Here is a 21670-nt window from a genome sequence, read left to right on the forward strand (position 1 = left end):
TTAAAGCCTGAGTTTACGGTGTCGCGGTTGTGGCTAGCGAGCAACAAACGTTAAAGATTCTCGAGTCTGTGTAAGACGAACGCGATTGTGGGCTTGTACCCGCAAACGGCTGTGGCACAATATATGTAACGCTTTGAGTGATGGTCACTCACGGCGTGTAACTTACTAATCGCAGCCAGTCTGCGGCTTTTCTCTAGAGGAGAACCATGAAGAAACTCAACAAAGTGGCAATGTTGTTTGCTTCCGCAGCGCTTGCTACCGCCGCTGGTGCACAAACAGTCGACAACTGGAAAAACGGCACCAACGAACTGGTGTGGAAAAACGGTACAAATGAGTACTGCTGGCGCGATGCCAACTGGACTCCTGCGACTGCAGCTCCTGGTTGCGATGGCGCCATTGTTCCCGTGGCCGCTCCTGCAGCCGCTCCTGCACCTGCTGCAGCCGCTCCTGCTCCCGCAGCAGCAGCTCCTGCAACCGTGGCAACCAAAGTTACTTACGCCGCTGACGCCTTCTTTGACTTTGACAAATCCGTGCTCAAACCAGAAGGCAAAGCCAAGCTGGATGACCTGGTTGGCAAAATCAAGGACATCAACCTGGAAGTGATTATCGCTGTGGGTCACACTGACTCCGTCGGTAGCGATGCCTACAACCAGAAGCTGTCGGTTCGCCGCTCGGAAGCTGTCAAGGCATACCTCGTGTCCAAAGGCATTGAGAAAAACCGCGTTTACACCGAAGGCAAAGGCAAGAAACAGCCAGTTGCTGACAACAAGACCGCCGAAGGCCGCGCGAAAAACCGTCGCGTGGAAATCGAAGTTGTTGGTACCCGCGCCAACAAGTAATCCTCACGGACTGCTTCAGGAAACCGCGCCATGGCGCGGTTTTTTTATGCCCGGGCGATAATCAACTCATGCAAACTACAGACAATTTTGATCCTGCCGAGCTGGCTAAATTTTCGGACCTCGCCCATCGCTGGTGGGACACCGAAAGCGAGTTCCGTCCCTTGCACCAGATCAACCCCCTCAGGTTGGCCTGGATTGAAAACCAGGTTCCATTGAAAGGCCTGCGCGTGCTGGATGTTGGCTGTGGCGGCGGTATTCTGGCGGATGCAATGGCGCGCACGGGTGCTGATGTGCTGGGTATTGACCTTGCGACCAAGGCATTAAAAGTGGCGCAACTTCACGCCCTGGAGGCACAGACTGAAGGCGTGCGCTACCAGGAAATCAGCGCCGAAGCGCTCGCGGCCGCGCAACCGGGTACTTTTGATGTGGTGACCTGCATGGAGATGCTGGAGCACGTGCCGGACCCGTCGTCGATCGTGAAAGCATGTGCAACGCTCGTTAAACCGGGAGGGCACGTGTTCTTTTCCACCATTAACCGCAACGCCAAGGCTTTTTTGTTTGCCATTGTCGGCGCCGAGTATGTCTTGAACATGCTACCGCGCGGCACGCACGAATACGCCAAACTCATCAAGCCAAGTGAGCTTGCCGGCTATTGCCGGGCCAGCGGGCTGACCCTGCAGCAGACCAAAGGCATGCAATACAACCCCTTGACCCGCCATTACTGGCTCGACGCGGATACCAGTGTCAACTACATGTTCGCGACCACGAAATCCTGAAGCCCTGTATTGCCGACCTTTGCATAAATACCATGTTCCAGAACATTGACGCCGTACTTTTCGACCTTGACGGCACCCTGATTGACAGTGCTCCTGACCTGGGCGCCGCAGCCGACAAAATGCGCACTGACCGCGGACTTGCGTCGCTGCCGCTGGAACATTACCGGCCCATGGCCGGGGCAGGTGCGCGCGGCATGTTGGGCGTGGCTTTCGGGCTCACGCCTCAAGATGCTGCTTTTGAGGCCCTCAGGGAAGAGTTTTTTTCCAACTACGAAGCCTGCATGACCGAGCGCACTTATGTGTTTGAAGGTGTTGCGGATCTGATCGCGAAAATCAGCCAGGCCGGCCTCAAATGGGGTGTGGTGACGAACAAATCGGCACGATTCACCATGCCCTTGACCAGTGCGATGCCCTTGTTCAGAACGGCTCAGGCGATTGTCAGCGGCGATACTACGCCGCATTCCAAGCCCCACCCCGCGCCATTGCTGGAGGCCGCGCGCCAGCTCGACGTCGCGCCGGGGAAATGCATGTATGTGGGTGATGACGAGCGCGACATTGTGGCCGGGCGTGCTGCCGGCATGCCAACCGTTGCCGCAGCGTATGGCTACCTGGGCGCTACAGCCGATACCGGCGGCTGGAATGCCGACGCCACCATTGTTTCGCCGGCTGCGCTCTTGCAATTGCTGCGAATGGCTTAAACTACTTGTTCTGGGGCTGCATTGGTTTCGACGTGGGTTCGGACGCGGTGTGGTGCATGTCGAGCTGAGTGTGCTCGTAAAACTGATTCAAACAAACTAACTGCAAACGACGAACGTTTCGCACTCGCTGCTTAATTGCCAGTGAGCTTTACAACAGCAGGCCGATGGGCTGGGCAAGGGGTGTTTAGCGCAAGTTAAGCACTCCCGGCTGTAAAGATAATTTCATCGGCTGGCTCCGGGCTGGGTACCTTAACCCGGGGCGAGAAAATAGGGTGCTGGCGTCCTGTGTAGCGTGCGACTGCGCGACACAGGTGGCGAGACTCAAATCAGACCGCTAAACATGTAGATCTGCCCGAACAAGGCTTGCGGACGGGGGTTCAAATCCCCCCAGCTCCACCACCATAACGATCAAGGCCGTTTACTGAAGTTCAGTAAGCGGCTTTTTTCATTGGGAAGTGCTTAAATTTTGTGCAAAGAAGTCCATCTGAATTCAGCACTAGCCAAGTCAAAACCGGGGAACAAACCGGGGAACAACTGACCGGGATCCACTATAATTTTGGGATTGTTCCCCGGTTTACAGCTATAGGTGGCTATTGCTTACTGACAAACATTGCAAAAACGCGCTGTGCCCTCAAGACAAAAAGCGCGCACGGTTTGCTGATTCCAAGGGTCTTTACCTTGAGGTCAGTCCGGCGGGGGCAAAGCGGTGGTTTTGTAAGCTGTACGCAGATGGGAAAGAAGGGCGGATGGCTCTCGGCAGCTACCCCGACGTTAGCTTGGCCGAAGCGCGAAATGCGCGGGACAAGGTGAGGGGGCAAAAGGCCGACGGGCTCGATCCCGTTCAGACTCGTAAGCTCGAAAAGCTAAAAGCCACCAACCCCCAGGGCGACACATTCAAAATTGTTGCCCTTGAGTGGTACGCAAAGAAATCGACGGAGTGGAGTCCGGCCCATGCCGAAAGGTCACTGCGCCAACTTGAGCGTGACTTGTTTCCATGGCTGGGTGAGCGCCCAGTTGCAGCTATGGAGCCTCCCGAACTCCTTGCCACGCTTCGTAAAGTTGAAGAACGTGGTGCTGTAGAAACGGCAGATCGAGAACTAATGCTTTGCCGGCAGATTTGGCGATACGCATCCGCTACTGGAAGAGTAAGCAGAGACATTACCGATGGCATAAAAGAAGCACTAACACCCTATCGCGGCACCCACTTTGGCGCCATCACTGATCCCCAGAAGCTTGGGATTCTGTTGCGTGCGATTGACGCGTACAAGGGTGGGCCGATTGTTCGTGCCGCCTTGAAACTGGCGCCGATTCTCTTTCCGCGACCCGGCGAATTTAGGGCTGGTGAATGGAAAGAGGTTGATTTTGAGATTGGTATGTGGGAGATTCCCGCTCTGCGGATGAAGCGTAAGAAGGACGGTAAGGAGTTTGGGCCGCCGCATTTTGTGCCCCTACCTCGTCAAGCTGTGGAGATACTGAAGGAGCTAAAGGTTTACACGGGGCATGGTCGCCTAATGTTTCCGGGAGAGCGGGATCATGGCCGACCCGTCTCGGAGAATTCAGTGCGAACCGCTTTGATCACAATGGGATATACGTCTGACTTACAGACGTGGCACGGCTTTAGAGCGACGGCACGAACTATTTTGGATGAGGTTCTGGATTTCGATCCGCTTCTTATTGAAGCTCAGCTTGCACACGCTGTGAAGGATGCTAACGGGCGGGCGTATAACCGGACCCAGTACTTGAAAAGGAGAGCTGACATGATGCAGCGTTGGGCTGACTATCTAGACGAGTTACGTAATGCGGCGATGCCAACGCTGCCTGACTCTTAATCGTAACTCTGTCAGAACCCACTATCTTCGCCTCGGCACCACATCGGTCCCGGGGCGTTTTAGTGTTAAGGGGCATATACGGCTTGTTTGCTCTGTGCCGAACGCCTATCACTGCCATCGATGCCTATTTTGCTGATGAGCATTGATGCTTTTTTAAAAAAGGCATAGACGAAGCGGGCGCTGAGCTTGTGGGTAAAAATTTTCTCATTCGTAGGTGTGGGAGGATGTTACGCTCGCAGGACCAAGTTGCCCGCTTGTATGCCGGGGTAACGAAGCGCAATGCTTCTCCCGCGTAAGGTCTCATCCCAGTCCCATTTCACGTGTTTTCTTGTCTTTTGTGTAGCTGAAAACCCAGGAGCGCGATCCGGTTGTATTGACTTGGAGATACAAACCGTGCCCTCGGGTGCGAAAAAGGCCGAATAACACGTGAAAGAGTTAATTTTGGCCAAGAGTTCTGCTCATTGGGTAAACCTGAATGCTGACCCTTGAATTGCATGTGAAATTTCTTTTGCTGCCTCACTCAAGGCCGCGCAGCACTCGGGAGAAAAGTCCGCACGCCCTTGTGTTTCGGCGTTCATGCAGGCTATCGCAGCGGTTGAGCCATCACGCATGACAAGCGGTGCTGCGACCATGGACACATCTTTACGCCAGTCGTCTTGCGAGAAACAGGTACCGCCTTTTTCGATCTCATGAAAGGCTTGGTATATTTTTGCGGCTTGCGAGTCGCCGCCTGTAGCTGGCGCGCTTTCACGCAGACGGGCGAGCCACTCGCCCTGAACCGCCGGCTGCTGTGTCCATAGCCAGGCGCAGCCTAAGGCCGTCGTTGCGACTGGTAATGTCAGTCCGGCAGCTAGCGGGAGTGGCTTGGCAGCGCTGCCGCTGGTGTGTAGTAGGGTCAGCATGTCAAGCCGCTCCGGTACGCATAGCAGTACATGCAGGCCGAAGCGGGCCGCGAGGGTCTGCAACACTGGCCGCGCCCTGCGTACAAGGAGGGAACTGCCGAGCAGGGCTTGACCGACAAACAGGCACTCCACATCCAGGCTGAATTCATCAGTGTCGGGTAGACGGCGTAAAAACCCGTGTGCTTGCAGTGTCGTGAGCAAACGTAGTGTGGTGTTGCGTGGGAGGTTTAGTCTGGATGCGAGTTCGGCTGTTCCGAGCGTGTCGTCGCCGGGGCGGAAGCAACGCAGTGCTTCTAATCCGCGCTGCAGCGAATCGACTGCAGCCGCTGGTGCTGGTGGTGTTTGGGCGATGGTTGTACGGCGGCGCATGTTAGGCGGGCTCCACAATATGCGGTGTAGGTACAGGCCCGAGCGCGTCTTCTTCCAACTGCCGTCTGAGGGCCATCATTTTTGGGCCGAGCTCGGCTTCGCAGCGTTCACGTGGGTAACGAAAAGCCGGGCCGGCGCAGCCCAGAACGTAGGGGCCTTGTGCGCGCGCGAGGTTGATAACCGTGGCCGCGCCCATCAGGTCGGGCTCCAGCTCGCTGACAGTCATGCAAAACCCGGATTTGCGGATTTGCGCTGCGGCTTCCTCCATCTCAAGCTGAAAGTCCTGCTCCGGAAAATGCTGCGAGATTTCGCTCAAAACGGTCGCTCGGACGGAGGGGTCGAGCGAGGCGGCCCAGGCTCGACCCATGGCGGCAAAGGGAAGTGCAACACGAGAGCCGACTTCAAGTCGTACTGTCAGGGCACCGCGGCCGCGGCACACCACCTGGCAGACCATCACCATGCCGTCGCGCACCGAAAGTACAACCAATAGGTCTTCTTCGTCTGCGAAGCGTTGCATGCGTTCACGAGCGCGCAAGCGCACATCTAGTGTGGACAGCGTTCCGAAGCCGAGACTGAGTGCCGCATTGCCCAGTCTGTACTGTGTTTTCCCGGGCAGGTAGTCAAGGTAGCCGAGGCGCATCAGCGTGGCGGTTAAGCGCGAGACAGTAGGTTTGGGCAAGCCTGTGGCCTCGGAGAGTTCGCTGTTCGTGAGTGGTGCGTTACGCGGGCAAAAAGCTTTCAGCAAAACCAGGCCGCGAGACAAAACGCGTACGACGTCGGTGTTGGCCGCAGTGTTTTCGGTGTCAATTTCGGGGCTAGAGGCGCGCATTAGGGAAAGTCCTAGATGAGATTTTATTAAAACGAAATTAGATAAATTGAAAAGAAATGAAATTAGAGTTTTTGTTTATGCTACAAGTCTGATCAGGGTGGTAGTGGGTTATTTTATTGGTGAAATTTAAATAAAAAATCAAAGCTCTCTATCCGGTGCTTATGGAATTTTATCTATCTAAATGAAATTAATATTTACAAAACGAAATTGAGGCCTAGGATAAGAGCAGATTCTTAGTCTTAATGGAGTATTTGTAGACATGTTCAACCTGCCTTTCAACGAACTCGCGCTGGGTCAGCGCACCCGCTCCCGGGGGCGGACTATCACCGAGACAGATGTTGTCAACTTTTGCGGTCTGACCGGCAACTGGCTCGACATTCATGCTGATGCCGAGTTCTCCAAAAACAGTAAATTTGGACAGCGCGTTGTGCAGGGGGGCTTGGTGTTTGTCATTAGCAATGCCCTGTTTGGCTATGACGGCGGCGTTATTGAGGCCTTTTACGGCGTTAACAACTTGCGTTTTGTTCATCCGACCTTTATCGGTGACACCCTGCATTCGGAGGCGGAGATCACGGGGCTGCGTGAGAAAGGCGACAAGCATGGTGTTGCAACGGCGCGGCTACAGGCCGTTAACCAGCACGGTGAGGTGGTGATGAGTTGTGATTTCAGCGTGCTGGTTCACCGCGAGCGTGTGCCTGGCTGTATTCCCATCACTGGGACTTTCACGGGAGTTGCAGCATGAATTTCCTCACCGAAGAGCAGCAGTACTGGCAGGAAACGGTTGCACGTTTCATGGAAAAGGAAATCGGAGCCGACTACGTACTGCGATGCGACACCGCGCGCGAATATCCGTATGACGCTTATGAAAAGGTCGCCAAGGCGGGCTGGTTGAAGTTGCTGATTCCGGAGGCTCAGGGCGGCGATGGCGGTTCGATCTTCGAATACGCGCTGATGTGCGAGGGGCTGGCGCGCTACGGTTTTGACTTTGCGACGGCGTTCATGGTGTCGACATTTACCGCGATGAATATCGTGAAGTTCGGAACCAAAGAACAACAGCAACAATACCTGCCGGCCTACATGCGTGGAGACATCCGTTTTTCCATCTCAATCTCGGAACCCTCGGCAGGCTCGGATGCCGCCAGCACACGTACCCGTGCCGAATTGCGCGAAGAGGGCTGGGCTATCACCGGCCAGAAGCTTTGGTGCTCTGGCGCTGCCGCCAAAAACACCGTCATCGCGATGCTTGTGCGCACCGATGCCGCAGCCGCCAAGCACAAGGGCCTCTCGGTGCTACTGGTGCCCAATGACACCCCAAAGGTCGACATCCGCAAGTTACCAACCATGGCCAGGCGCGCCACTGGCACGACAGAGATATTCCTCGATGACGCCATAGTACCGCAGCGGAACATTCTGGGCGAGGCGGGTGGGGGGTGGTCCATCATCACGGATCACCTGGAGCTGGAGCGTATAGCGGTAGCGGCCGCCTACGTCGGTAATGCACAGCAAGCAGTGAGCGACGCGTTGCGTTATGCGCACGAGCGCATTCAGTTCGACCGCCCCATCTTTGAGTTCCAAGCCATACGCCACATGCTGGCCGACATGCAGACCGCCGTTGATGCGGCCCGCCTGATGGTTTACCGGGGCGCTGACATGGCTTCGCGCCACGAGCCCTGCACGCGCGAGGTAAGCATGGCCAAGCTACTGGCATCCGAAACTCTGCAGACGGTGACGCGCCAGGGCATGCAGATTCTGGGGGGGCACAGTATGCTGCCCGAGTCGCACATGGAGCGCTACTTCCGTGAAGGCATGCAGGCGACGATTGGTGGTGGCACGTCACAGATCCAGCGAACCATCATTTCTAAGACGATGGGTATTTGATGGCTGACAAAGAGGTTCCCACTTTCACAGGTCCCCTGGCCGGGATTCGCGTGCTGGATCTCACGCGCGTACTGGCCGGGCCGTGGGCCACGCAAGCGCTGGCTGATATGGGCGCGGAAATCATCAAGATTGAGCAGCCTGGCAGCGGCGATGACACGCGCCGCATGGGCCCACCTTTCATTCGGAACAAGGACACTGGTGAAGATACCGACGCAGCCTACTTCCTCGCTTGCAACCGCGGCAAGCAATCGGTCGCCATCGACATCGCCACGCCAGAAGGCCAGCGGCTGGTGCGCGCTCTGGTCGCAGAATGCGATGTGTTTGTAGAGAACTTCAAGGTCGGTGGACTGGTCAAGTACGGGCTCGACTTCGACTCGTTAAAGGCAGAGTTCCCAGACCTCGTGTACTGCTCCATCACCGGCTTCGGGCAGACTGGTCCGTACCGCAAGCGCGCCGGTTATGACTATTTGATCCAGGGCATGGGCGGGTTGATGAGCGTGACAGGTGAGCGCGACGGATGCCCCGGCGCCGGCCCGCAACGCGCCGGTGTGGCGCTGGCCGACATCATGGCCGGCATGTACGCCGCGCTGGCGATGGTGTCGGCACTGCGGCATCGGGACAACGGCGGCGGTGGTCAGCACATCGACATCGGGTTGCTTGATGTGCAGGTGGCGGTTCTTGCCAACCAGGCGATGAACTTCCTCACTACTGGCATCGCGCCCAAGCGCACCGGTAATGGCCATCCGAACATTGCGCCGTACCAGCGCTTTCCGGCATCAGACGGGCATTTGATTCTTGCGGTTGGTAACGATGCGCAATTCATACGAATGGTGAAAGCCATGAATCGAACTGATATCGGGGAGGATCTCCGCTATCGGACCGGTGCACTGCGGCTGAAGAATTCAGATACTCTGATACCGCTGCTCGAAAGCATTACCGTGACCCGCACGATCGATGAATGGGTACGGGTAATGGAATCGGTCGACGTTCCATGCGGCCCGATCAACACCATAGACCGCGTCTTCGCCGACCCGCAGGTCAAAGCACGCGGTATCCAGATGGAGTTGCCGCATCGCGTTGCCGGTCGTGTGCCGTCGGTCGCCAATCCAATTCACTTTTCAGCCACGCCTGTGCAGTACCGCAACGGGCCGCCTACGCTCGGCGAGCACACCGAAGTGGTATTGCAACGAATATTGGGCTCAGGCCATCCAGCGGTCCGCGATTGGTCAGCCAGTCAGACGGGAAAAGAGACCGCTAAAAGGCCGGAGAAAGAGCCACCCTGAACCGCCCTCCTGAGAACTGCTTAAAAAATTGAGAGACAACTTCAAACTTTTCACCAACCAGAAAGAAAACCATGAAGACATTGAGACACATCTGGTGCCTGTTCGGCCTTGCCGCCCTGGCAGTACTCAACCCCGTATATGGCCAGGCGTGGCCTGCGGCGAAACCAATTTCAATGATCGTGCCGGCAGGCGCGGGTGGCGTGACTGATGGCGTTGCGCGTGTGATTGCACAGTGGCTGAGCGAGCGCCTCGGCCAGTCGGTGGTGGTCGACAACCGCGCCGGAGCGGGCGGTGTGCTTGGCGTAACCGTTGCGTCGAAAGCCAAGGCTGACGGTTACACCATCATGATTGGCACCAACACCACAATGGCGGCTAATGTTTATCTGTACAAAAATTTTGCGACTGATCCGCTGAAGGACTTTCAGCCATTGGCTTTGGTGGTTGACACGCCGTTTGTTTTACTGGTGCCCTCGAACTCACCGTTCAAGCGCGTCGGCGACCTGGTGGCTGCAGCCAAGGCGGCTCCCGGAAAACTGAACTACGGCTCCGGTACCAGCTCCGCATTGTTGTGTACTGAATTGCTGAAGTCCATTGCGGGCATTGACCTGGTGAAGGTGCCTTACAAGGCCTCGCCGCAGGCATTGACCGACATCATGGGTGGCCAGCTCGATGTGTTGTGCGAACCGTTGGCCAGTAGCCAGGGCAACATGAGCGCGGGCCGTGTCCGTGCGCTGGCCCTGACCGGCGCACAGCGCTCCAGCTTGGCACCGGATCTTGAAACAGTGACCGAAGCAGGCTTTCCGGGGATGGACTACACGGCTTGGATTGGTTTTTGGGCACCAGCTGGACTGCCAAAGGACGTGGCCATGCGCCTGTCGAATGAAATTCTGGCCAGCCTGAAAGATCCGGAGGTGCAAAAGAAAATGCGTGCCTTGGGGTCTGACCCGCGCCCTGTGCCCCCTGAAGCATTCGCCAACCTGCAACGTGCCGAACTCGCCAAAATCGGTACCGTTGTAAAGGCAGCACACATCGCAGCAGAATGAACGCTTCCAGGAAAAGCGGTAATGAGACCACGATCCGCGGCAAAGCCGCGATTGTGGGCGCAGGGCAATCGGATGTCGGGCGTGTGCCCGGAAAAAGTGTGCTGGCGCTGGCGGCGCAGGCGGCGCAGGCTGCGCTGGCAGATGCCGGCATCGATCGCAGCGAGATCGACGGTGTGTTGGCAAGCTCTGCGTTCGCCGTGCCTTTCCATCGCTTCAGTGTCGCGTTTAGCGAATACATGGGCATAACGCCGACGTTCTCCAACACACTGCAGGTGTCCGGCGCAACGGCGGCCACGATGTTTAATATTGCAGCCGCGGCGATTGCCGGTGGCTTGGCCAAGAACATCCTGATCGTTGGGGCGGATAGCCTGCTCACAGGGCTGTCGCCGGACCTCGCCCTACGCGCTATGACCGAAAGTCGTGACCAGCAGTACGAAATGCCTTTCGGCATCCCGGTTGCCAATACGTTCGCAATGACAGCGCATCGTCATATGAAGGATTTCGGAACCACGTCCGAGCAGCTTGCAAAAGTCGCGGTGATTCATCGCGAACATGCGAGCCGTACCCCCGGTGCGCAGATGACGACGCCTATCACGGTGGACGACGTGATGAACTCGGGTTGGGTCACGACGCCGTATCACAAGCTCGATTGTTCATTGATCTCCGACGGGGCAGCGGCGTTTGTTGTGACCTCGGCGGAGCGGGCGAAATCGGATGTACGGGCAAAGCCCGTCTACATCCTGGGCGCGGGCGAGTGCTATACGCATGAACATATTTTCCTGATGCCCTCACTCACCACCACAGGCGCGGTGCAGTCCAGTGCAAAGGCGTACGAGATGGCAGGTTGCGAGCCCACCGATATCAATGTTGCCGGTGTGTACGACTGCTTTACGGGCACAGTCATCATGATGCTGGAGGACCTCGGCTTCTGCCCGAAAGGCGAGGGTGGGCGTTTTGTGGATGACCGGCAGATCACTTACGGCGGCGCGATTCCGTGCAACACTCACGGTGGTTTGCTGTCGTATGCCCATCCAGGCATGCCAGGCTCGCTGTTCCACTTCATGGAGGTTGTACAGCAGCTTCGCGGTGACTGCGGCGAGCGTCAGGTGGCTGGCGCTGAATTGGGGTTGGTGCATAGCTTGGGCGCGGGCTTCGCCACACAAGCTACAACGATCCTCGGAAACGAGGTGGCGCTGTGAACCGTATCGAGCCCAAAGATGCACATGTCAAACCGCTACCGGTTCCGGACGCGGACACCGGAGCCTATTGGCGTGGCCTGGAAAATGGTCAATTGTTGCTGCAACATTGCCTGGAATGCGGTCATGTGCAGTTTTACCAGCAGGCAATTTGCAGGGAATGTGGCAGTGAACGTCTCGAACACTGTGCAGCTAGCGGTGGTGGCCGCGTGCATTCCTTCAGCGTGGTACACCGCGCGCCTGGGCCCGCCTTCAAGCAAGACACGCCCTATGCGGTGCTGTTGGTGGAGCTTGATGAAGGACCGCGCATGATCAGTTCCCTTGTGAAAGGCGATGTGACTCAGATCACCTTCGATATGCGCGTTCAACTGGTTTGTGAGGCGGCAGGCGGCGGGATTTTTCTGCCGCGTTTCAGGCCGGCCTGATATCTCCTATTTTCTATCCACTTATCGCCAAGATGCAAGGATGCACACCATGAAATTTGAAGATTTTCAGTTCCTGAAGTTCGACCACAAGCCTAACGGCGTGCTGTTGATCACTATCAACCGCCCCGAGGTGTTTAATGCCACAAATGCGCGCTTGCATTGGGAACTGACTAAGGTCTGGCAGGTCGTGACCGACGATGCGCGTACCAAGGTGGCGGTGATCACAGGCGCCGGTGACCAAGCTTTCTCAGCGGGTGGCGACTTGGAGTGGGTGTCTACCATGGTCGGAAACCCGACTGTGGTGGCCGCCACGCTCACGGAGGCGTCTGAGGTCGTTTACAACATGATGGCGTGCGACAAGCCCATTATCTCGGCCATCAACGGCGTTGCAGTCGGCGCGGGCCTGGCTGTTGCGTTCTTGGCGGACATCAGCATCATCGCGGAAGAGGCAAAGGTGACAGACGGCCATGTGAAGATCGGTGTGGCTGCTGGCGATCACGCAGCCATTTGCTGGCCTTTGTTGTGCGGCATGGCCAAGGCAAAGTATTACCTGCTCACAGGAGACTTCATTAGCGGCAAGGAGGCTGAGCGTATAGGGTTGGTGAGCCTGTGCGTGCCGCGCGCTGATCTGATGGACAAGGCGATGTCGGTGGCTAACAAGCTGGCTGTGGGCAGCCAGCAGGCCATCCGCTTGACCAAACGTTCGCTTAACGGTTGGATGAATATGGCACGACCCATATTTGAAAGCTCGTTGGCAGCGGAAATGCTGTGCTTCCTCGGGGAGGATGCTGCCGAAGGTGTGGCATCGGTACGTGAAAAACGCCAGCCGAGATTTCCTTCTGCAAATCAATAAGTCGTCGTGCAAGAAAAGCCGCAAAATTTTCGGGAGAGGAGGCATATGAATTCTGTCAAATCTGCATTTGAATGGCTTCCCTCTGCACAAGGCATGGCCGATTCCAATCTCAGCGCCTTTCTACGTCAGACCGGCGAAGCTACTCTAGAGAATTTGTCTGCACGCGCAGACGAAGATCCTGCCTGGTTGATGCAGGAAGTAATGTCCTTTTGTGACTTCCGGTTCTACAAGCCGTATACGCAGATGCTCGATACCTCGCAGGGCATAGAGCGCGCAAGCTGGTGCGTGGGTGGCACAACAAATATTGTCTTGAACTGCCTTGACCGGCACCGTGGTACGTCGACCTGGGAAAAAACGTTTTTGGTGTGGGAGGGGGAAGATCCTGGTGCCCACCGTGCATTCACTTACGGTGAGTTCGATGCGGAGGTCTGCCGACTGGCCGGAGCGCTGCAAGCGCTGGGCATTGCGCGTGGCGATCGGGTTGGCCTTTTCATGCCTAATCTGCCGGAGACATTCATAGCTTTTTTTGCCTTGCTGAAAATAGGCGCGATTGTGATGCCGTTGTTTTCGGGTTTCGGGCCACAGCCGTTGGTGGCCCGGCTGAATGATGGCGAGGCAAAGGCCGTTTTGACGGTTGACGGTACTTGGCGGCGAGGTGCCCCGGGGGTGATGAAGTCGGTACTCGACGAAGCCCTGCAAGCAGTGCCCAGCGTTGAAGCGGTACTAGTTTTACGCCATCTCGGCGATGCGATCGATTGCCCCATGGTTCTTGGCCGTGACCATGACTGGGCTGAGGCGATTGCATCTCAGGCGAGCGATATGGCGACGGCAGAGATGGACGCAGAAGCGCCATCCGTGTTGCTTTATACATCAGGCACTACTGGCAGACCCAAAGGCTGTGTGTGGACGCATGTGGGTTTCCTTGCTTCTATGGTCACACGTGACATGCATATCTGCGCTGACTTCAAAAGCAGTGACCGCTTCTTTTTCATGAGTGACATGGGATGGATGGTGGGTGCAATGTGTGCTTGCATTCCCAGCTATTTCGGCGGAAGCCTGCTGGTGGCGGAAGGCACACCAGACTACCCGGACAGTGGCAGATTTTGGCGCCTCCTGCAAGACCACAAGGTGACATACGTGGGTGTTGCGCCCACCCTGATCCGCAGCTTAATGCGAAACGGCGATGTTGAGGTTGCGCGCTACAACCTCTCAATGCTGCGTGTCACGGTGTCGGCCGGCGAGGTCTGGACGCGCGCACCTTGGGACTGGTTTTTTGAGCATGTTTGCAAAAAGACACTCCCTTTTCTGAACATCGTGGGCGGGACAGAGGTAGGTGGCTGTAATTTTGTTGGGACCCTGCATGGGCCTCTTCGGCCCGGATCGTTCGACCTGCGTGGCCTTGGGGCGGGCGTGGCGATTGTCGACAATATCGGCAGGCCGGTGGCAGATGGCCAGATCGGCGAGTTGGTGCTCTGCAACCCCAACATCGGTATGACCAAAGGCCTCTGGCGCGATGAGGAGCGCTATCTTGACAGCTATTGGCGCACGATCCCGGGCATGTGGGTGCACGGTGACTTGGCCATGCGCGATGAAGACGGCCTCTATTACATCCTTGGCCGCAGCGATGACACTATCAAGATTTCGGGCAAGCGAACCGGACCATCCGAAATTGAAACTCTTCTGGCCGCTACTGGCAAGGTATCCGAGGCAGCCGTGGTGGGGGTGCCTGATGAACTCAAAGGCTCGGCTCTTATTTGCGTCTGCGTAGTTATGCCTGGCGTAAAGGCAGATGCTGAGCTCAAGCGAGAGCTTTCCGCTGCAGTGGTGCAGGGCATGGGTAGCTCCTACAGGCCAAAACTTGTACTGCTGGTAAGCGACCTGCCTAAGACCCGGAACATGAAAATCATGCGGCGCGTTGTGCGCTCAGTTGTGTGTGGTGACAGTCCTGGTGATCTATCGTCACTGTCGAATCCACTGGCTGTAGCCGAATTGCAATCCATCTGCAGCAGAGTCTGATTGACCCGGCGACACCCATAGGGATTCTTGCTGTTTATTGGTCGCTATGTTGCGATGGTGGAAGTTTTGGGGAATTCGGTCCAGAATTGGATCGCTGTGCGCGTTGTTTACGACCTGCGCAACAGCTGCTTAGAAAGCTGCCCACCACCATAACGATCAAGGCCGTTTACTGAAGTTCAGTAAGCGGCTTTTTTCATTGGGAAATTAGAAATTTATCGTCCAATCCGATTCAATGAAATTCGCTAGCAGCCAACGCAAAACCGGGGAACAAACCGGGGAACAAATGTTGAAAGCCCGCTAGAGTCAAAAATTGTTCCCAGATTTTCCTCTGAAAATCACTCATTTTTAATGCAGTTTCCGCATGCTGACCGGTAAGCATTGCAAGAACGCTTTTTGCGTTCCCGGTAAGAAGCGGTCCCGGTACCGATTCGGGTTGACTGCACTTTGAGGTCAGCCCGGCAGGGTCGCTGGCAAGCTCGGACGATTGGTTATCGTTGATGCCAGAGTTTGCGGCACATGTCTGTGTGACCTGATTGATGATGTCATCGCGCTGCCTGAAAAAAATCACCATCCTTTCTTCTGCTTACCTCAGAAATTCAAGATGCCTTTAGCTGGACTTTAGTTCTTGCCCCCGGCTACGACGGCAATGGCGCCGGTTCGACCAACGGCCTCAAGATGCGCCCAACCTTACAGTTGCGCTGAGGAATGGTTCAGGAGAATTCGCTTGTCGGCAGCATCACCGGGCGGCCTAATACGTCCCAACGTTCGTGTGAACTCACCTCCTGATGACCCTATGCCTACTTATCCCGATCTGAAGCTCTACATTGGCGGCAAATGGCGCTCCTCCCCGGAGACAATGCCCGTTCTGAATCCGGCGGATGAATCCGTGCTGGGCTTCCTGCCCATTGCGCGGCAATCCGATCTTGATGATGCACTCCTGGCCGCAGTGGAAGGCTTGAGGGTCTGGAGCTGCACGGCGCCGCGCAAACGAGCCGAGATCATGATGCGCGCCAGCTCGCTCTTGAGGGAGCGCAACGAAGAGATTGCCTTCGCCATTAGCTCGGAGCTTGGCAAGCCTATCAGGCAGGCACGGCTCGAAGTGATCCGTGGCTGTGAATTTTTTGAGTGGGATGCAGGCGAGGCGCAGCGGCTGTACGGCAGGGTCATCCCCAGTGAACCGGGCATTCGCTACATGACGGTTCGTCAGCCGATCGGTATGGTGGCGGCTTTTTCGCCCTGGAATTTCCCGATGAGCCAACCCGCGCGAAAGGTCGCAGGTGCTTTGGCTGCTGGTTGCTCAATCATCCTGAAAGCGGCCGAGGAAACCCCTGGCGGTGCCATCCATATCGCGCGCGCTTTCCACGATGCGGGCCTGCCGCCGGGCGTCCTGAATCTGGTGTTCGGTATTCCATCCGTCATCTCGGACTACCTGATTCCACAGGATCAGACACGGCTGATTGCCTTTACCGGGTCGACGGCGGTCGGCCGGCACCTGACGAGCCTGGCCGGGCGGCACGGAAAGCCGGTTCTCATGGAGCTGGGCGGTCATGCGCCGGTGATTGTGTGTGACGATGTGGATCCGCACCAGGCAGGCATCCTGTCGGCAACGCGAAAGGTGCGCAATTCCGGACAGGTATGCACATCACCGACGCGCTTTTTCGTCCACGAAAGAGTGTTTGATCGATTTGTCGACGCGTTTACCAGGCAGGCGGCTGCGACAGTCGTGGGCAATGGCATCGAGGAAAAAACCGAAATGGGCCCCGTGGCCAACGCACGCCGTCTTGAGGCGCTGACCGCCCTGTCGGAAGATGCATTGGCAAAAGGCGCGCGGGTTCTGACCGGGGGGCAGCGGATTGGCGACAAAGGGTACTTCTTCGCGCCTACGGTTCTGGCGGACGTGCCTGACCATGCGCGGGTCATGCAGGAAGAGCCCTTCGGACCCATGGCCATCATCAATCGGGTCGCTTCCCTGGATGAAGCTATCGCAAAAGCGAACGCGCTGCCCTTTGGCCTTGCCGCGTACGGGCTCACCCATTCTGCGGCGAACGTGGACAAGATGATTAATTTGGTCGAAGCCGGAAATCTTTCCATCAACACCCTGGAAGCCTCCGTGGCTGAAACGCCTTTTGGTGGCGTGAAGGCCAGCGGATTCGGTCGAGAGGGTGGCGAAGAAGGACTGTTGCATTACACCGTGGTGAAGACGGTCTCTCACAAAATGGAGCTCTGAACCACCGGACTTTGGCTGCGGTCCGTCAAGTTCTTCTGTCCGCTACTTTGGCAGGGCCCAGAGGGATGCGGTATCTCCCGTGCAGCAAGTCAATCGAGGCGTGCAATTGTTTCGTGGATGATCCCGCCAGGTCCTGTGTCTAATGCAACTCGCTTTTGCGGCTGTCCAGCGGCATGATAAAGGAGTCATGCTGCCACAGGATGGGAAAACTGCTGGAGTCATGATTGTTCAGTGAATCGCGCTGATCATCGGCACTGGCTGCCAGGGGCGCGCAGCGGTCGCTTCTGGTTTTACGCTGGCGCTTCAGTGATTCGCGCAGGCTGGTGCTGGCTGAAATTATGGCTGCCTGGCTGCGTTCGTAGGCGCGGTCGTGTGGCATGGCTGCCATGTCTCCGAGGAATTCTGTACGTATGTCCTGCAAGCTCGGGAGGTCCAGCGATTCCAGCACCATATAGGCAATGCCGCATTGGTTGAGCAGCGTTTCCTTGAGTTTGCGGTTTTTTGGGGATAGTCGTGTCTTGCTCGCGACGTCCACACAGCCTATGACCTGGCCGTCGACGGTTGTGACGGTGAAGGTGCTGTACAAGCCGCTGAGTAATTCAAACCAGTGCAGGCCAAGGTTTTGGGTGAGCGGCATGGTGAAACGTGTCACAGGCATCTTGACCATCACGGAGTGCTCGGGGAAGGCCTGGGCCAGCCAGCGCCAGATCTTGCGCTCCTCGCTGCTGGCGATCAGCCGTTGACGCAAGGGCCAGTGTTTGGGGATGCGGCGGTGTGCCCGTGCACTCGCCTTTTGCCACCAGGCGTGGACCATGGCGCCAAGGCCGGCGTCCATCAGCAGAGCAATGCTGCCTATTGCAATCCAGCTTCCATATGAACGGGTGATCATGACTGCCCCCCTTCTGATGATTGAAACCAATGGTAACGGCTGTCAGTTTGTAAGTCCGTGAAAAATTACCGAAAAAGCTGTTGAATCGGGGCTTGGCGAAAAAAGCGCTTGACCAAGGCCATTTGGCTTCTTCCCCGCTGGAGTCGGTGACAATCAGCACCATGAACATGATGAGTTTGCAGGACATTCTTTACACCCAGGGATTCGGGACCCGCCGCGTCTGCGCCGGGCTGATTCAACAGGGTTTTGTGGCTGTGGCAGGCGTCCCGTGCGCGGATGCAGCTATGGAATTCATAGCGGATGGGCTTCAGTTCACGGTGCAGGGCGCGCTCTGGGAATACCACGAGAAGGCCTACCTCATGCTGCACAAGCCGGCAGGCTACGAGTGTTCGCAAAAACCCAGCACCTACCCAAGCATTTACACCTTGTTGCCCGCGCCGATTCGCCAGCGCGGCGGTGGTGCTGCGGCCGGGGTGCAGGCGGTGGGGCGGCTGGACCAGGACACGACCGGTTTGCTGTTGTTGTCGGACGACGGCAAGTTCATCCACCGCATGAGTTCGCCGAAACACCATGTACCCAAGGTGTATGAAGTCAGGGCAAAACACCCGGTGGACGACAAACAGATCCAGAAGCTGCTCAGTGGCGTGGTACTGGATGACGATCCGAAGCCGGTGAAGGCGGCGGCGTGTGAAAAAACCGGCGAGAACACGCTCAGCCTGACCCTGACCGAAGGCAAGTACCACCAGGTCAAGCGCATGATTGCCGCAGTGGGTAACCGGGTGGAGGATGTGGGCGGCCTGCACCGTTCACGCATCGGTGAACTGGCCTTGCCTGCCGATCTGAAAGCCGGCGAGTGGCGCTGGCTGACGGCGCAGGATCTGCTTGATATCTCGGCTGCTGCCAAAAAGGGTTGAGCCAAATAAACAACGGAGGAGATTGCCATGAACCAGCGTCGTCAATTCCTGGGCGCCACTGCGCTTGCCGCAGTAGCTGCGCCTTCATTGTCAAACGCGCAGCATGCGCCCAAGGTCTCGCGCGGCCCGATTTTGCTGACAGTCAGCGGGTTGATAGGCACCGGCAATCGCGGTCCGCTGGACCCTGCGCTGGACCAGATGATGGCCAAGCAGAAAATCGGCTTTGACAGGGCGCAGGTGTTCGACTTTGCCGCCATCACGGCCTTGCCGGCCGTCACCATCAAACCGACGCTGGAATACGATGGCAAGCCGCATACCCTGAAAGGGCCCTTGCTGCTGGATGTCATGAAAGCCTGCGGCGTAAAGGTCACCGGCAGGACGACGCTTTTCCTGCGCGCCGTGGACGGTTATGCCGCGCAGGTCACGGCTGCCGAGGCTGGCAAATACCGATTTGTCGTGGCCACGCACCTGGACGGCCAGCCCATGGCATTGGGCGGTTTGGGCCCGCTCTGGGCGGTCTATGACGCGGATCGTTTCCCCGAGATGATGGCCAAAAAACTGCCCGAGCGTTTTGCCTGGTGCCCTTGGGCGACCTACCACATCGAAGTCAAAGAGGCTTGATGCAGCGTTGATTTTTTGAAGAAAAATGGCTGCAGGTCAATAAGTACAGGCGCAGCCAGCTACAAGAAAAATAGCATTCAATCCCTGGCCTGCAGGAAGTCGGCAATCGCTTCCAGCGTCTTTTGCGGCTGATCGCGCTGCGGCGAGTGCCCGCATTCGGCCAGCCTGACTTGCACGGCGTGCGGCACGGCCAGGGCGATTTCATCCAGTTGCAGCATGGTGCCGTACTCGTCGTCCAGCCCCTGGATCAGCAGCAACGGGGCCGTGATGCGGCGGCATTCCGGCCGGATGTCAAAACTGCGAAATGCCTCGGACAGCCACACGTCATTCCATTGCCAGAAGGCGCCGTCCACATCCGCATGGTGCTTGCCTAGCCGGGCGCGCAGGCCGTCCGGCAGCTCGCTGGACTCAAACGCCACCTTGGCCCCGGCAATCGCCGTGACGGACACCTGCTCAACCAGTACGTGTGGGGCCATGGCAATGCAGCTTGAGACGGCAAACCGGCTGGCATGGAGCAGGGCAATCGTCGCTCCGTCCGAGTGGCCGACCAGCACCGGTTTTTCTATCTGCAGCTGTTCGAGCAGGGCGGGCAGGGCGTCCAGGGCCTCGCGGTGCATGTAGTCGGGCTGCAGATGGTTGCGGCCAGCGGGCATGGGCTCGGACTGCCCATAACCCCGCCGCGAATAAACAACGCCAGCGCGGCCGGTGGCCTTGCAGACGGCCAGCGGCCAGTCCAGTCCGCGCTGTGTCCAGAGGCTGACAGAGCCCAGGCCTTCGTGCAGGAAAACCAGGGGCGCCAGGTGGCTGGAGCCTGCAATCTGTTTGACTTCCAGTTGTGAGCCGTTGATATGGATCAGGTTCATCGCAATATCGTAAGGGATGGCATGCATTTCGTCCCGGATTGGGGTACCCAGTCGGGATTCCATGGCTGGCTGCCCGGTACACTAGCCGATTGCCCCGAGAAAGACCGTTTTTGTGAATGTCTCCGCCCGTTTTCTAGCTGCCCGCTGCTTTGTTGTTGCTGCCGGTTTTTGCGTTGTGCTACCAGGTGTATCACTTGTTCAGGCCCAGACTGCAGCGAAGCCCGCTGCACCGGCAAGCGCGACAACTGCTCCGGCCGCCATGACCTCCCCGGTGTTTGTGCTCAATTCCCTGGACGCCAGCGTCAGTGTCATCGATCCGCAGACGTGGACCGAAACCAAACGCATCGCCACCGGCAAGCAGCCGCACCATCTTTACCTGACGCCGGACGAGAGGTCGGTGATCGTGGCCAATGCGCTGTCGGATTCGCTGACTTTTATCGATCCCAAAACGGCTGAGGTGCAGCGCACCGTGCGTGGCATCATCGACCCCTACCAGCTGCGCTTTTCACCCGACATGAAGTGGTTCGTGACCGCGGCCAACCGCCTGAACCATATTGACATCTACAAGTGGGACGGCAAGGACATCACGCTGGTCAAGCGCGTGCCCACCGGCAAGACACCCAGCCACTTGTGGATTGACAGCAAAAGCACCACGATTTATTCGACCATGCAGGACAGCGACGAGCTGATAGCGATCGACCTCGCCAGCCAGGCCGTCAAGTGGCGGACCAAGACAGGTTCGATTCCCGCCGACGTATACGGCACTGCCGATGACAAGTTCCTGCTGGTCGGCCTCACGGGCGGCGACGCGGTCGAGGTCTATGACGTGAGCGGCAAGACGCCTTCGCGCACCAAGGTCATCAAGACCGGCGCCGGTGCCCATGCGTTCCGCGCCTTTGGCGACCAGCGCCACGTGCTGGTGAGCAACCGCGTGGCCAACAGCATCAGCCGGATTGATTTGAAAACCATGGAGGTGGTGGACAACTACCCCGCACCGGGAGGCCCGGACTGCATAGACGTGAGCCGCGACGGCAAGCTGATCATGGTGACCTCGCGCTGGATCAAGAAACTGACCGTGATTGATGTGGCAACCCGCAAGATCGTGCGCCAGGTGAACGTTGGAAAGAGCCCTCATGGTGTCTGGACACTGGATCACGCGCCAAGATAAGCCCCCACGCTCCTCCACTGCGTGTGAGTCGCTGCCCCCCGAGGGGGCCGCT

At 57.4% G+C, this 21670-nt stretch carries 22 protein-coding genes and 1 other RNA gene; 17 read left to right on the forward strand and 6 right to left on the reverse strand.

What is annotated here, in order from left to right; genetic code table 11:
• Positions 1 to 206 precede the first annotated feature (206 nt).
• The 5 genes from ompA (at position 207) to ACFQND_RS02565 (ending at position 4142) form a co-directional block, all read left to right on the forward strand.
• The gene (ompA, locus tag ACFQND_RS02545; protein WP_371434434.1) at positions 207 to 839 is read left to right on the forward strand and encodes an outer membrane protein OmpA; all 633 of its coding nucleotides are present in this window, start codon (positions 207 to 209) and stop codon (positions 837 to 839) included.
• 68 nt (positions 840 to 907) lie between these two features.
• Complete coding sequence (ubiG, locus tag ACFQND_RS02550; protein WP_371434435.1) at positions 908 to 1615, forward strand: bifunctional 2-polyprenyl-6-hydroxyphenol methylase/3-demethylubiquinol 3-O-methyltransferase UbiG; 708 nt, start codon at positions 908 to 910, stop codon at positions 1613 to 1615.
• A gap of 32 nt (positions 1616 to 1647) precedes the next feature.
• Positions 1648 to 2313 carry a phosphoglycolate phosphatase gene (gene gph / locus ACFQND_RS02555; protein ID WP_371434436.1) on the forward strand — a complete coding sequence of 222 codons (666 nt, stop codon included), beginning with the start codon at positions 1648 to 1650 and terminating at the stop codon, positions 2311 to 2313.
• A 12-nt stretch (positions 2314 to 2325) separates the two neighbouring features.
• Positions 2326 to 2712, forward strand: a transfer-messenger RNA (tmRNA) gene (ssrA, locus tag ACFQND_RS02560).
• Positions 2713 to 2906: 194 nt separating this feature from the next.
• Positions 2907 to 4142, forward strand: a complete 1236-nt coding sequence (locus tag ACFQND_RS02565) for a tyrosine-type recombinase/integrase (RefSeq protein ID WP_371434437.1) — start codon at positions 2907 to 2909, stop codon at positions 4140 to 4142.
• Positions 4143 to 4442: 300 nt separating this feature from the next.
• Here ACFQND_RS02565 and ACFQND_RS02570 read toward each other — a convergent pair whose 3' ends face one another.
• The 3 genes from ACFQND_RS02570 to ACFQND_RS02580 are packed head-to-tail and all read right to left on the reverse strand — an operon-like array spanning position 4443 to position 6242.
• Entirely contained in the window at positions 4443 to 4568 is a 126-nt protein-coding gene (locus ACFQND_RS02570) for an Arm DNA-binding domain-containing protein (protein WP_371434438.1), read from the reverse strand.
• 32 nt (positions 4569 to 4600) lie between these two features.
• Positions 4601 to 5413, reverse strand: coding sequence for an IclR family transcriptional regulator (locus tag ACFQND_RS02575; protein ID WP_371434439.1), 813 nt, complete (start codon positions 5411 to 5413; stop codon positions 4601 to 4603).
• A 1-nt stretch (position 5414) separates the two neighbouring features.
• On the reverse strand, positions 5415 to 6242 hold the full coding sequence (locus tag ACFQND_RS02580) for an IclR family transcriptional regulator (RefSeq protein ID WP_371434440.1): 828 nt from the start codon (positions 6240 to 6242) through the stop codon (positions 5415 to 5417).
• Between the two features lie 259 nt (positions 6243 to 6501).
• Here ACFQND_RS02580 and ACFQND_RS02585 point away from each other — a divergent pair, with 259 nt between their 5' ends.
• From ACFQND_RS02585 to ACFQND_RS02620, 8 genes are all read left to right on the forward strand, one after another.
• Complete coding sequence (locus tag ACFQND_RS02585) at positions 6502 to 6984, forward strand: MaoC/PaaZ C-terminal domain-containing protein (RefSeq protein WP_371434441.1); 483 nt, start codon at positions 6502 to 6504, stop codon at positions 6982 to 6984.
• On the forward strand, positions 6981 to 8120 hold the full coding sequence (locus tag ACFQND_RS02590) for an acyl-CoA dehydrogenase family protein (RefSeq protein ID WP_371434442.1): 1140 nt from the start codon (positions 6981 to 6983) through the stop codon (positions 8118 to 8120). The genes ACFQND_RS02585 and ACFQND_RS02590 overlap by 4 nt, the downstream gene beginning before the upstream one ends.
• Positions 8120 to 9403 (forward strand): CaiB/BaiF CoA transferase family protein, encoded by a 1284-nt coding sequence (locus tag ACFQND_RS02595; RefSeq protein WP_371434443.1) that lies wholly within the window; start codon positions 8120 to 8122, stop codon positions 9401 to 9403. Before ACFQND_RS02590 ends, ACFQND_RS02595 begins: the two co-directional genes overlap by 1 nt.
• A gap of 71 nt (positions 9404 to 9474) precedes the next feature.
• Positions 9475 to 10446 (forward strand): Bug family tripartite tricarboxylate transporter substrate binding protein, encoded by a 972-nt coding sequence (locus tag ACFQND_RS02600; RefSeq protein WP_371434444.1) that lies wholly within the window; start codon positions 9475 to 9477, stop codon positions 10444 to 10446.
• Positions 10443 to 11645, forward strand: coding sequence for a thiolase C-terminal domain-containing protein (locus tag ACFQND_RS02605; RefSeq protein WP_371434445.1), 1203 nt, complete (start codon positions 10443 to 10445; stop codon positions 11643 to 11645). Before ACFQND_RS02600 ends, ACFQND_RS02605 begins: the two co-directional genes overlap by 4 nt.
• Complete coding sequence (locus ACFQND_RS02610) at positions 11642 to 12067, forward strand: Zn-ribbon domain-containing OB-fold protein (RefSeq protein WP_371434446.1); 426 nt, start codon at positions 11642 to 11644, stop codon at positions 12065 to 12067. Before ACFQND_RS02605 ends, ACFQND_RS02610 begins: the two co-directional genes overlap by 4 nt.
• A 49-nt stretch (positions 12068 to 12116) precedes the next feature.
• Complete coding sequence (locus tag ACFQND_RS02615; RefSeq protein ID WP_371434447.1) at positions 12117 to 12920, forward strand: enoyl-CoA hydratase/isomerase family protein; 804 nt, start codon at positions 12117 to 12119, stop codon at positions 12918 to 12920.
• A 45-nt stretch (positions 12921 to 12965) separates the two neighbouring features.
• Complete coding sequence (locus tag ACFQND_RS02620; protein WP_371434448.1) at positions 12966 to 14936, forward strand: AMP-binding protein; 1971 nt, start codon at positions 12966 to 12968, stop codon at positions 14934 to 14936.
• A gap of 229 nt (positions 14937 to 15165) precedes the next feature.
• Here the strand turns inward: ACFQND_RS02620 and ACFQND_RS02625 are convergent, their stop codons facing one another.
• Complete coding sequence (locus tag ACFQND_RS02625) at positions 15166 to 15507, reverse strand: hypothetical protein (RefSeq protein ID WP_371434449.1); 342 nt, start codon at positions 15505 to 15507, stop codon at positions 15166 to 15168.
• A 222-nt stretch (positions 15508 to 15729) separates the two neighbouring features.
• Here ACFQND_RS02625 and ACFQND_RS02630 point away from each other — a divergent pair, with 222 nt between their 5' ends.
• Positions 15730 to 17163 carry an NAD-dependent succinate-semialdehyde dehydrogenase gene (locus tag ACFQND_RS02630; RefSeq protein ID WP_371434450.1) on the forward strand — a complete coding sequence of 478 codons (1434 nt, stop codon included), beginning with the start codon at positions 15730 to 15732 and terminating at the stop codon, positions 17161 to 17163.
• A 139-nt stretch (positions 17164 to 17302) separates the two neighbouring features.
• Here the strand turns inward: ACFQND_RS02630 and ACFQND_RS02635 are convergent, their stop codons facing one another.
• The gene (locus ACFQND_RS02635; protein ID WP_371434451.1) at positions 17303 to 18052 is read right to left on the reverse strand and encodes a hypothetical protein; all 750 of its coding nucleotides are present in this window, start codon (positions 18050 to 18052) and stop codon (positions 17303 to 17305) included.
• 170 nt (positions 18053 to 18222) lie between these two features.
• Here ACFQND_RS02635 and ACFQND_RS02640 point away from each other — a divergent pair, with 170 nt between their 5' ends.
• Both ACFQND_RS02640 and ACFQND_RS02645 read left to right on the forward strand, forming a co-directional pair.
• Positions 18223 to 18966 carry a pseudouridine synthase gene (locus ACFQND_RS02640; protein ID WP_371434633.1) on the forward strand — a complete coding sequence of 248 codons (744 nt, stop codon included), beginning with the start codon at positions 18223 to 18225 and terminating at the stop codon, positions 18964 to 18966.
• A gap of 27 nt (positions 18967 to 18993) precedes the next feature.
• Positions 18994 to 19587, forward strand: a complete 594-nt coding sequence (locus ACFQND_RS02645) for a molybdopterin-dependent oxidoreductase (RefSeq protein WP_371434452.1) — start codon at positions 18994 to 18996, stop codon at positions 19585 to 19587.
• Between the two features lie 77 nt (positions 19588 to 19664).
• On the opposite strand, the gene ACFQND_RS02650 is transcribed toward ACFQND_RS02645, so the two are convergent.
• Positions 19665 to 20513: an alpha/beta fold hydrolase gene (locus tag ACFQND_RS02650; RefSeq protein WP_371434453.1), complete on the reverse strand. Its 849-nt coding sequence runs from the start codon at positions 20511 to 20513 to the stop codon at positions 19665 to 19667.
• 49 nt (positions 20514 to 20562) lie between these two features.
• Between ACFQND_RS02650 and ACFQND_RS02655 the strand changes: the two genes are divergently transcribed.
• On the forward strand, positions 20563 to 21618 hold the full coding sequence (locus tag ACFQND_RS02655; RefSeq protein WP_371434454.1) for a YVTN family beta-propeller repeat protein: 1056 nt from the start codon (positions 20563 to 20565) through the stop codon (positions 21616 to 21618).
• Positions 21619 to 21670: the final 52 nt, after the last annotated feature.

Origin of the sequence: Polaromonas aquatica, assembly GCF_042659145.1 — a bacterium.
In the GTDB taxonomy this organism is placed as follows: domain Bacteria; phylum Pseudomonadota; class Gammaproteobacteria; order Burkholderiales; family Burkholderiaceae_C; genus Polaromonas; species Polaromonas aquatica.

What these genes read in the sequence shown, in the direction of transcription:
- ompA (WP_371434434.1), top strand. Translation starts at nt 207, where the DNA reads ATGAAGAAACTCAACAAAGTGGCAATGTTGTTTGCTTCCGCAGCGCTT.
- gph (WP_371434436.1), top strand. Translation starts at nt 1,648, where the DNA reads ATGTTCCAGAACATTGACGCCGTACTTTTCGACCTTGACGGCACCCTG.
- ACFQND_RS02635 (WP_371434451.1), bottom strand. Translation starts at nt 18,052, where the DNA reads ATGATCACCCGTTCATATGGAAGCTGGATTGCAATAGGCAGCATTGCT.
- ACFQND_RS02580 (WP_371434440.1), bottom strand. Translation starts at nt 6,242, where the DNA reads ATGCGCGCCTCTAGCCCCGAAATTGACACCGAAAACACTGCGGCCAAC.
- ACFQND_RS02595 (WP_371434443.1), top strand. Translation starts at nt 8,120, where the DNA reads ATGGCTGACAAAGAGGTTCCCACTTTCACAGGTCCCCTGGCCGGGATT.
- ACFQND_RS02640 (WP_371434633.1), top strand. Translation starts at nt 18,223, where the DNA reads ATGAGTTTGCAGGACATTCTTTACACCCAGGGATTCGGGACCCGCCGC.
- ACFQND_RS02650 (WP_371434453.1), bottom strand. Translation starts at nt 20,513, where the DNA reads ATGGAATCCCGACTGGGTACCCCAATCCGGGACGAAATGCATGCCATC.
- ACFQND_RS02575 (WP_371434439.1), bottom strand. Translation starts at nt 5,413, where the DNA reads ATGCGCCGCCGTACAACCATCGCCCAAACACCACCAGCACCAGCGGCT.
- ACFQND_RS02615 (WP_371434447.1), top strand. Translation starts at nt 12,117, where the DNA reads ATGAAATTTGAAGATTTTCAGTTCCTGAAGTTCGACCACAAGCCTAAC.
- ACFQND_RS02620 (WP_371434448.1), top strand. Translation starts at nt 12,966, where the DNA reads ATGAATTCTGTCAAATCTGCATTTGAATGGCTTCCCTCTGCACAAGGC.
- ACFQND_RS02585 (WP_371434441.1), top strand. Translation starts at nt 6,502, where the DNA reads ATGTTCAACCTGCCTTTCAACGAACTCGCGCTGGGTCAGCGCACCCGC.
- ACFQND_RS02625 (WP_371434449.1), bottom strand. Translation starts at nt 15,507, where the DNA reads ATGGTGATTTTTTTCAGGCAGCGCGATGACATCATCAATCAGGTCACA.
- ubiG (WP_371434435.1), top strand. Translation starts at nt 908, where the DNA reads ATGCAAACTACAGACAATTTTGATCCTGCCGAGCTGGCTAAATTTTCG.
- ACFQND_RS02600 (WP_371434444.1), top strand. Translation starts at nt 9,475, where the DNA reads ATGAAGACATTGAGACACATCTGGTGCCTGTTCGGCCTTGCCGCCCTG.
- ACFQND_RS02645 (WP_371434452.1), top strand. Translation starts at nt 18,994, where the DNA reads ATGAACCAGCGTCGTCAATTCCTGGGCGCCACTGCGCTTGCCGCAGTA.
- ACFQND_RS02630 (WP_371434450.1), top strand. Translation starts at nt 15,730, where the DNA reads ATGCCTACTTATCCCGATCTGAAGCTCTACATTGGCGGCAAATGGCGC.
- ACFQND_RS02605 (WP_371434445.1), top strand. Translation starts at nt 10,443, where the DNA reads ATGAACGCTTCCAGGAAAAGCGGTAATGAGACCACGATCCGCGGCAAA.
- ACFQND_RS02590 (WP_371434442.1), top strand. Translation starts at nt 6,981, where the DNA reads ATGAATTTCCTCACCGAAGAGCAGCAGTACTGGCAGGAAACGGTTGCA.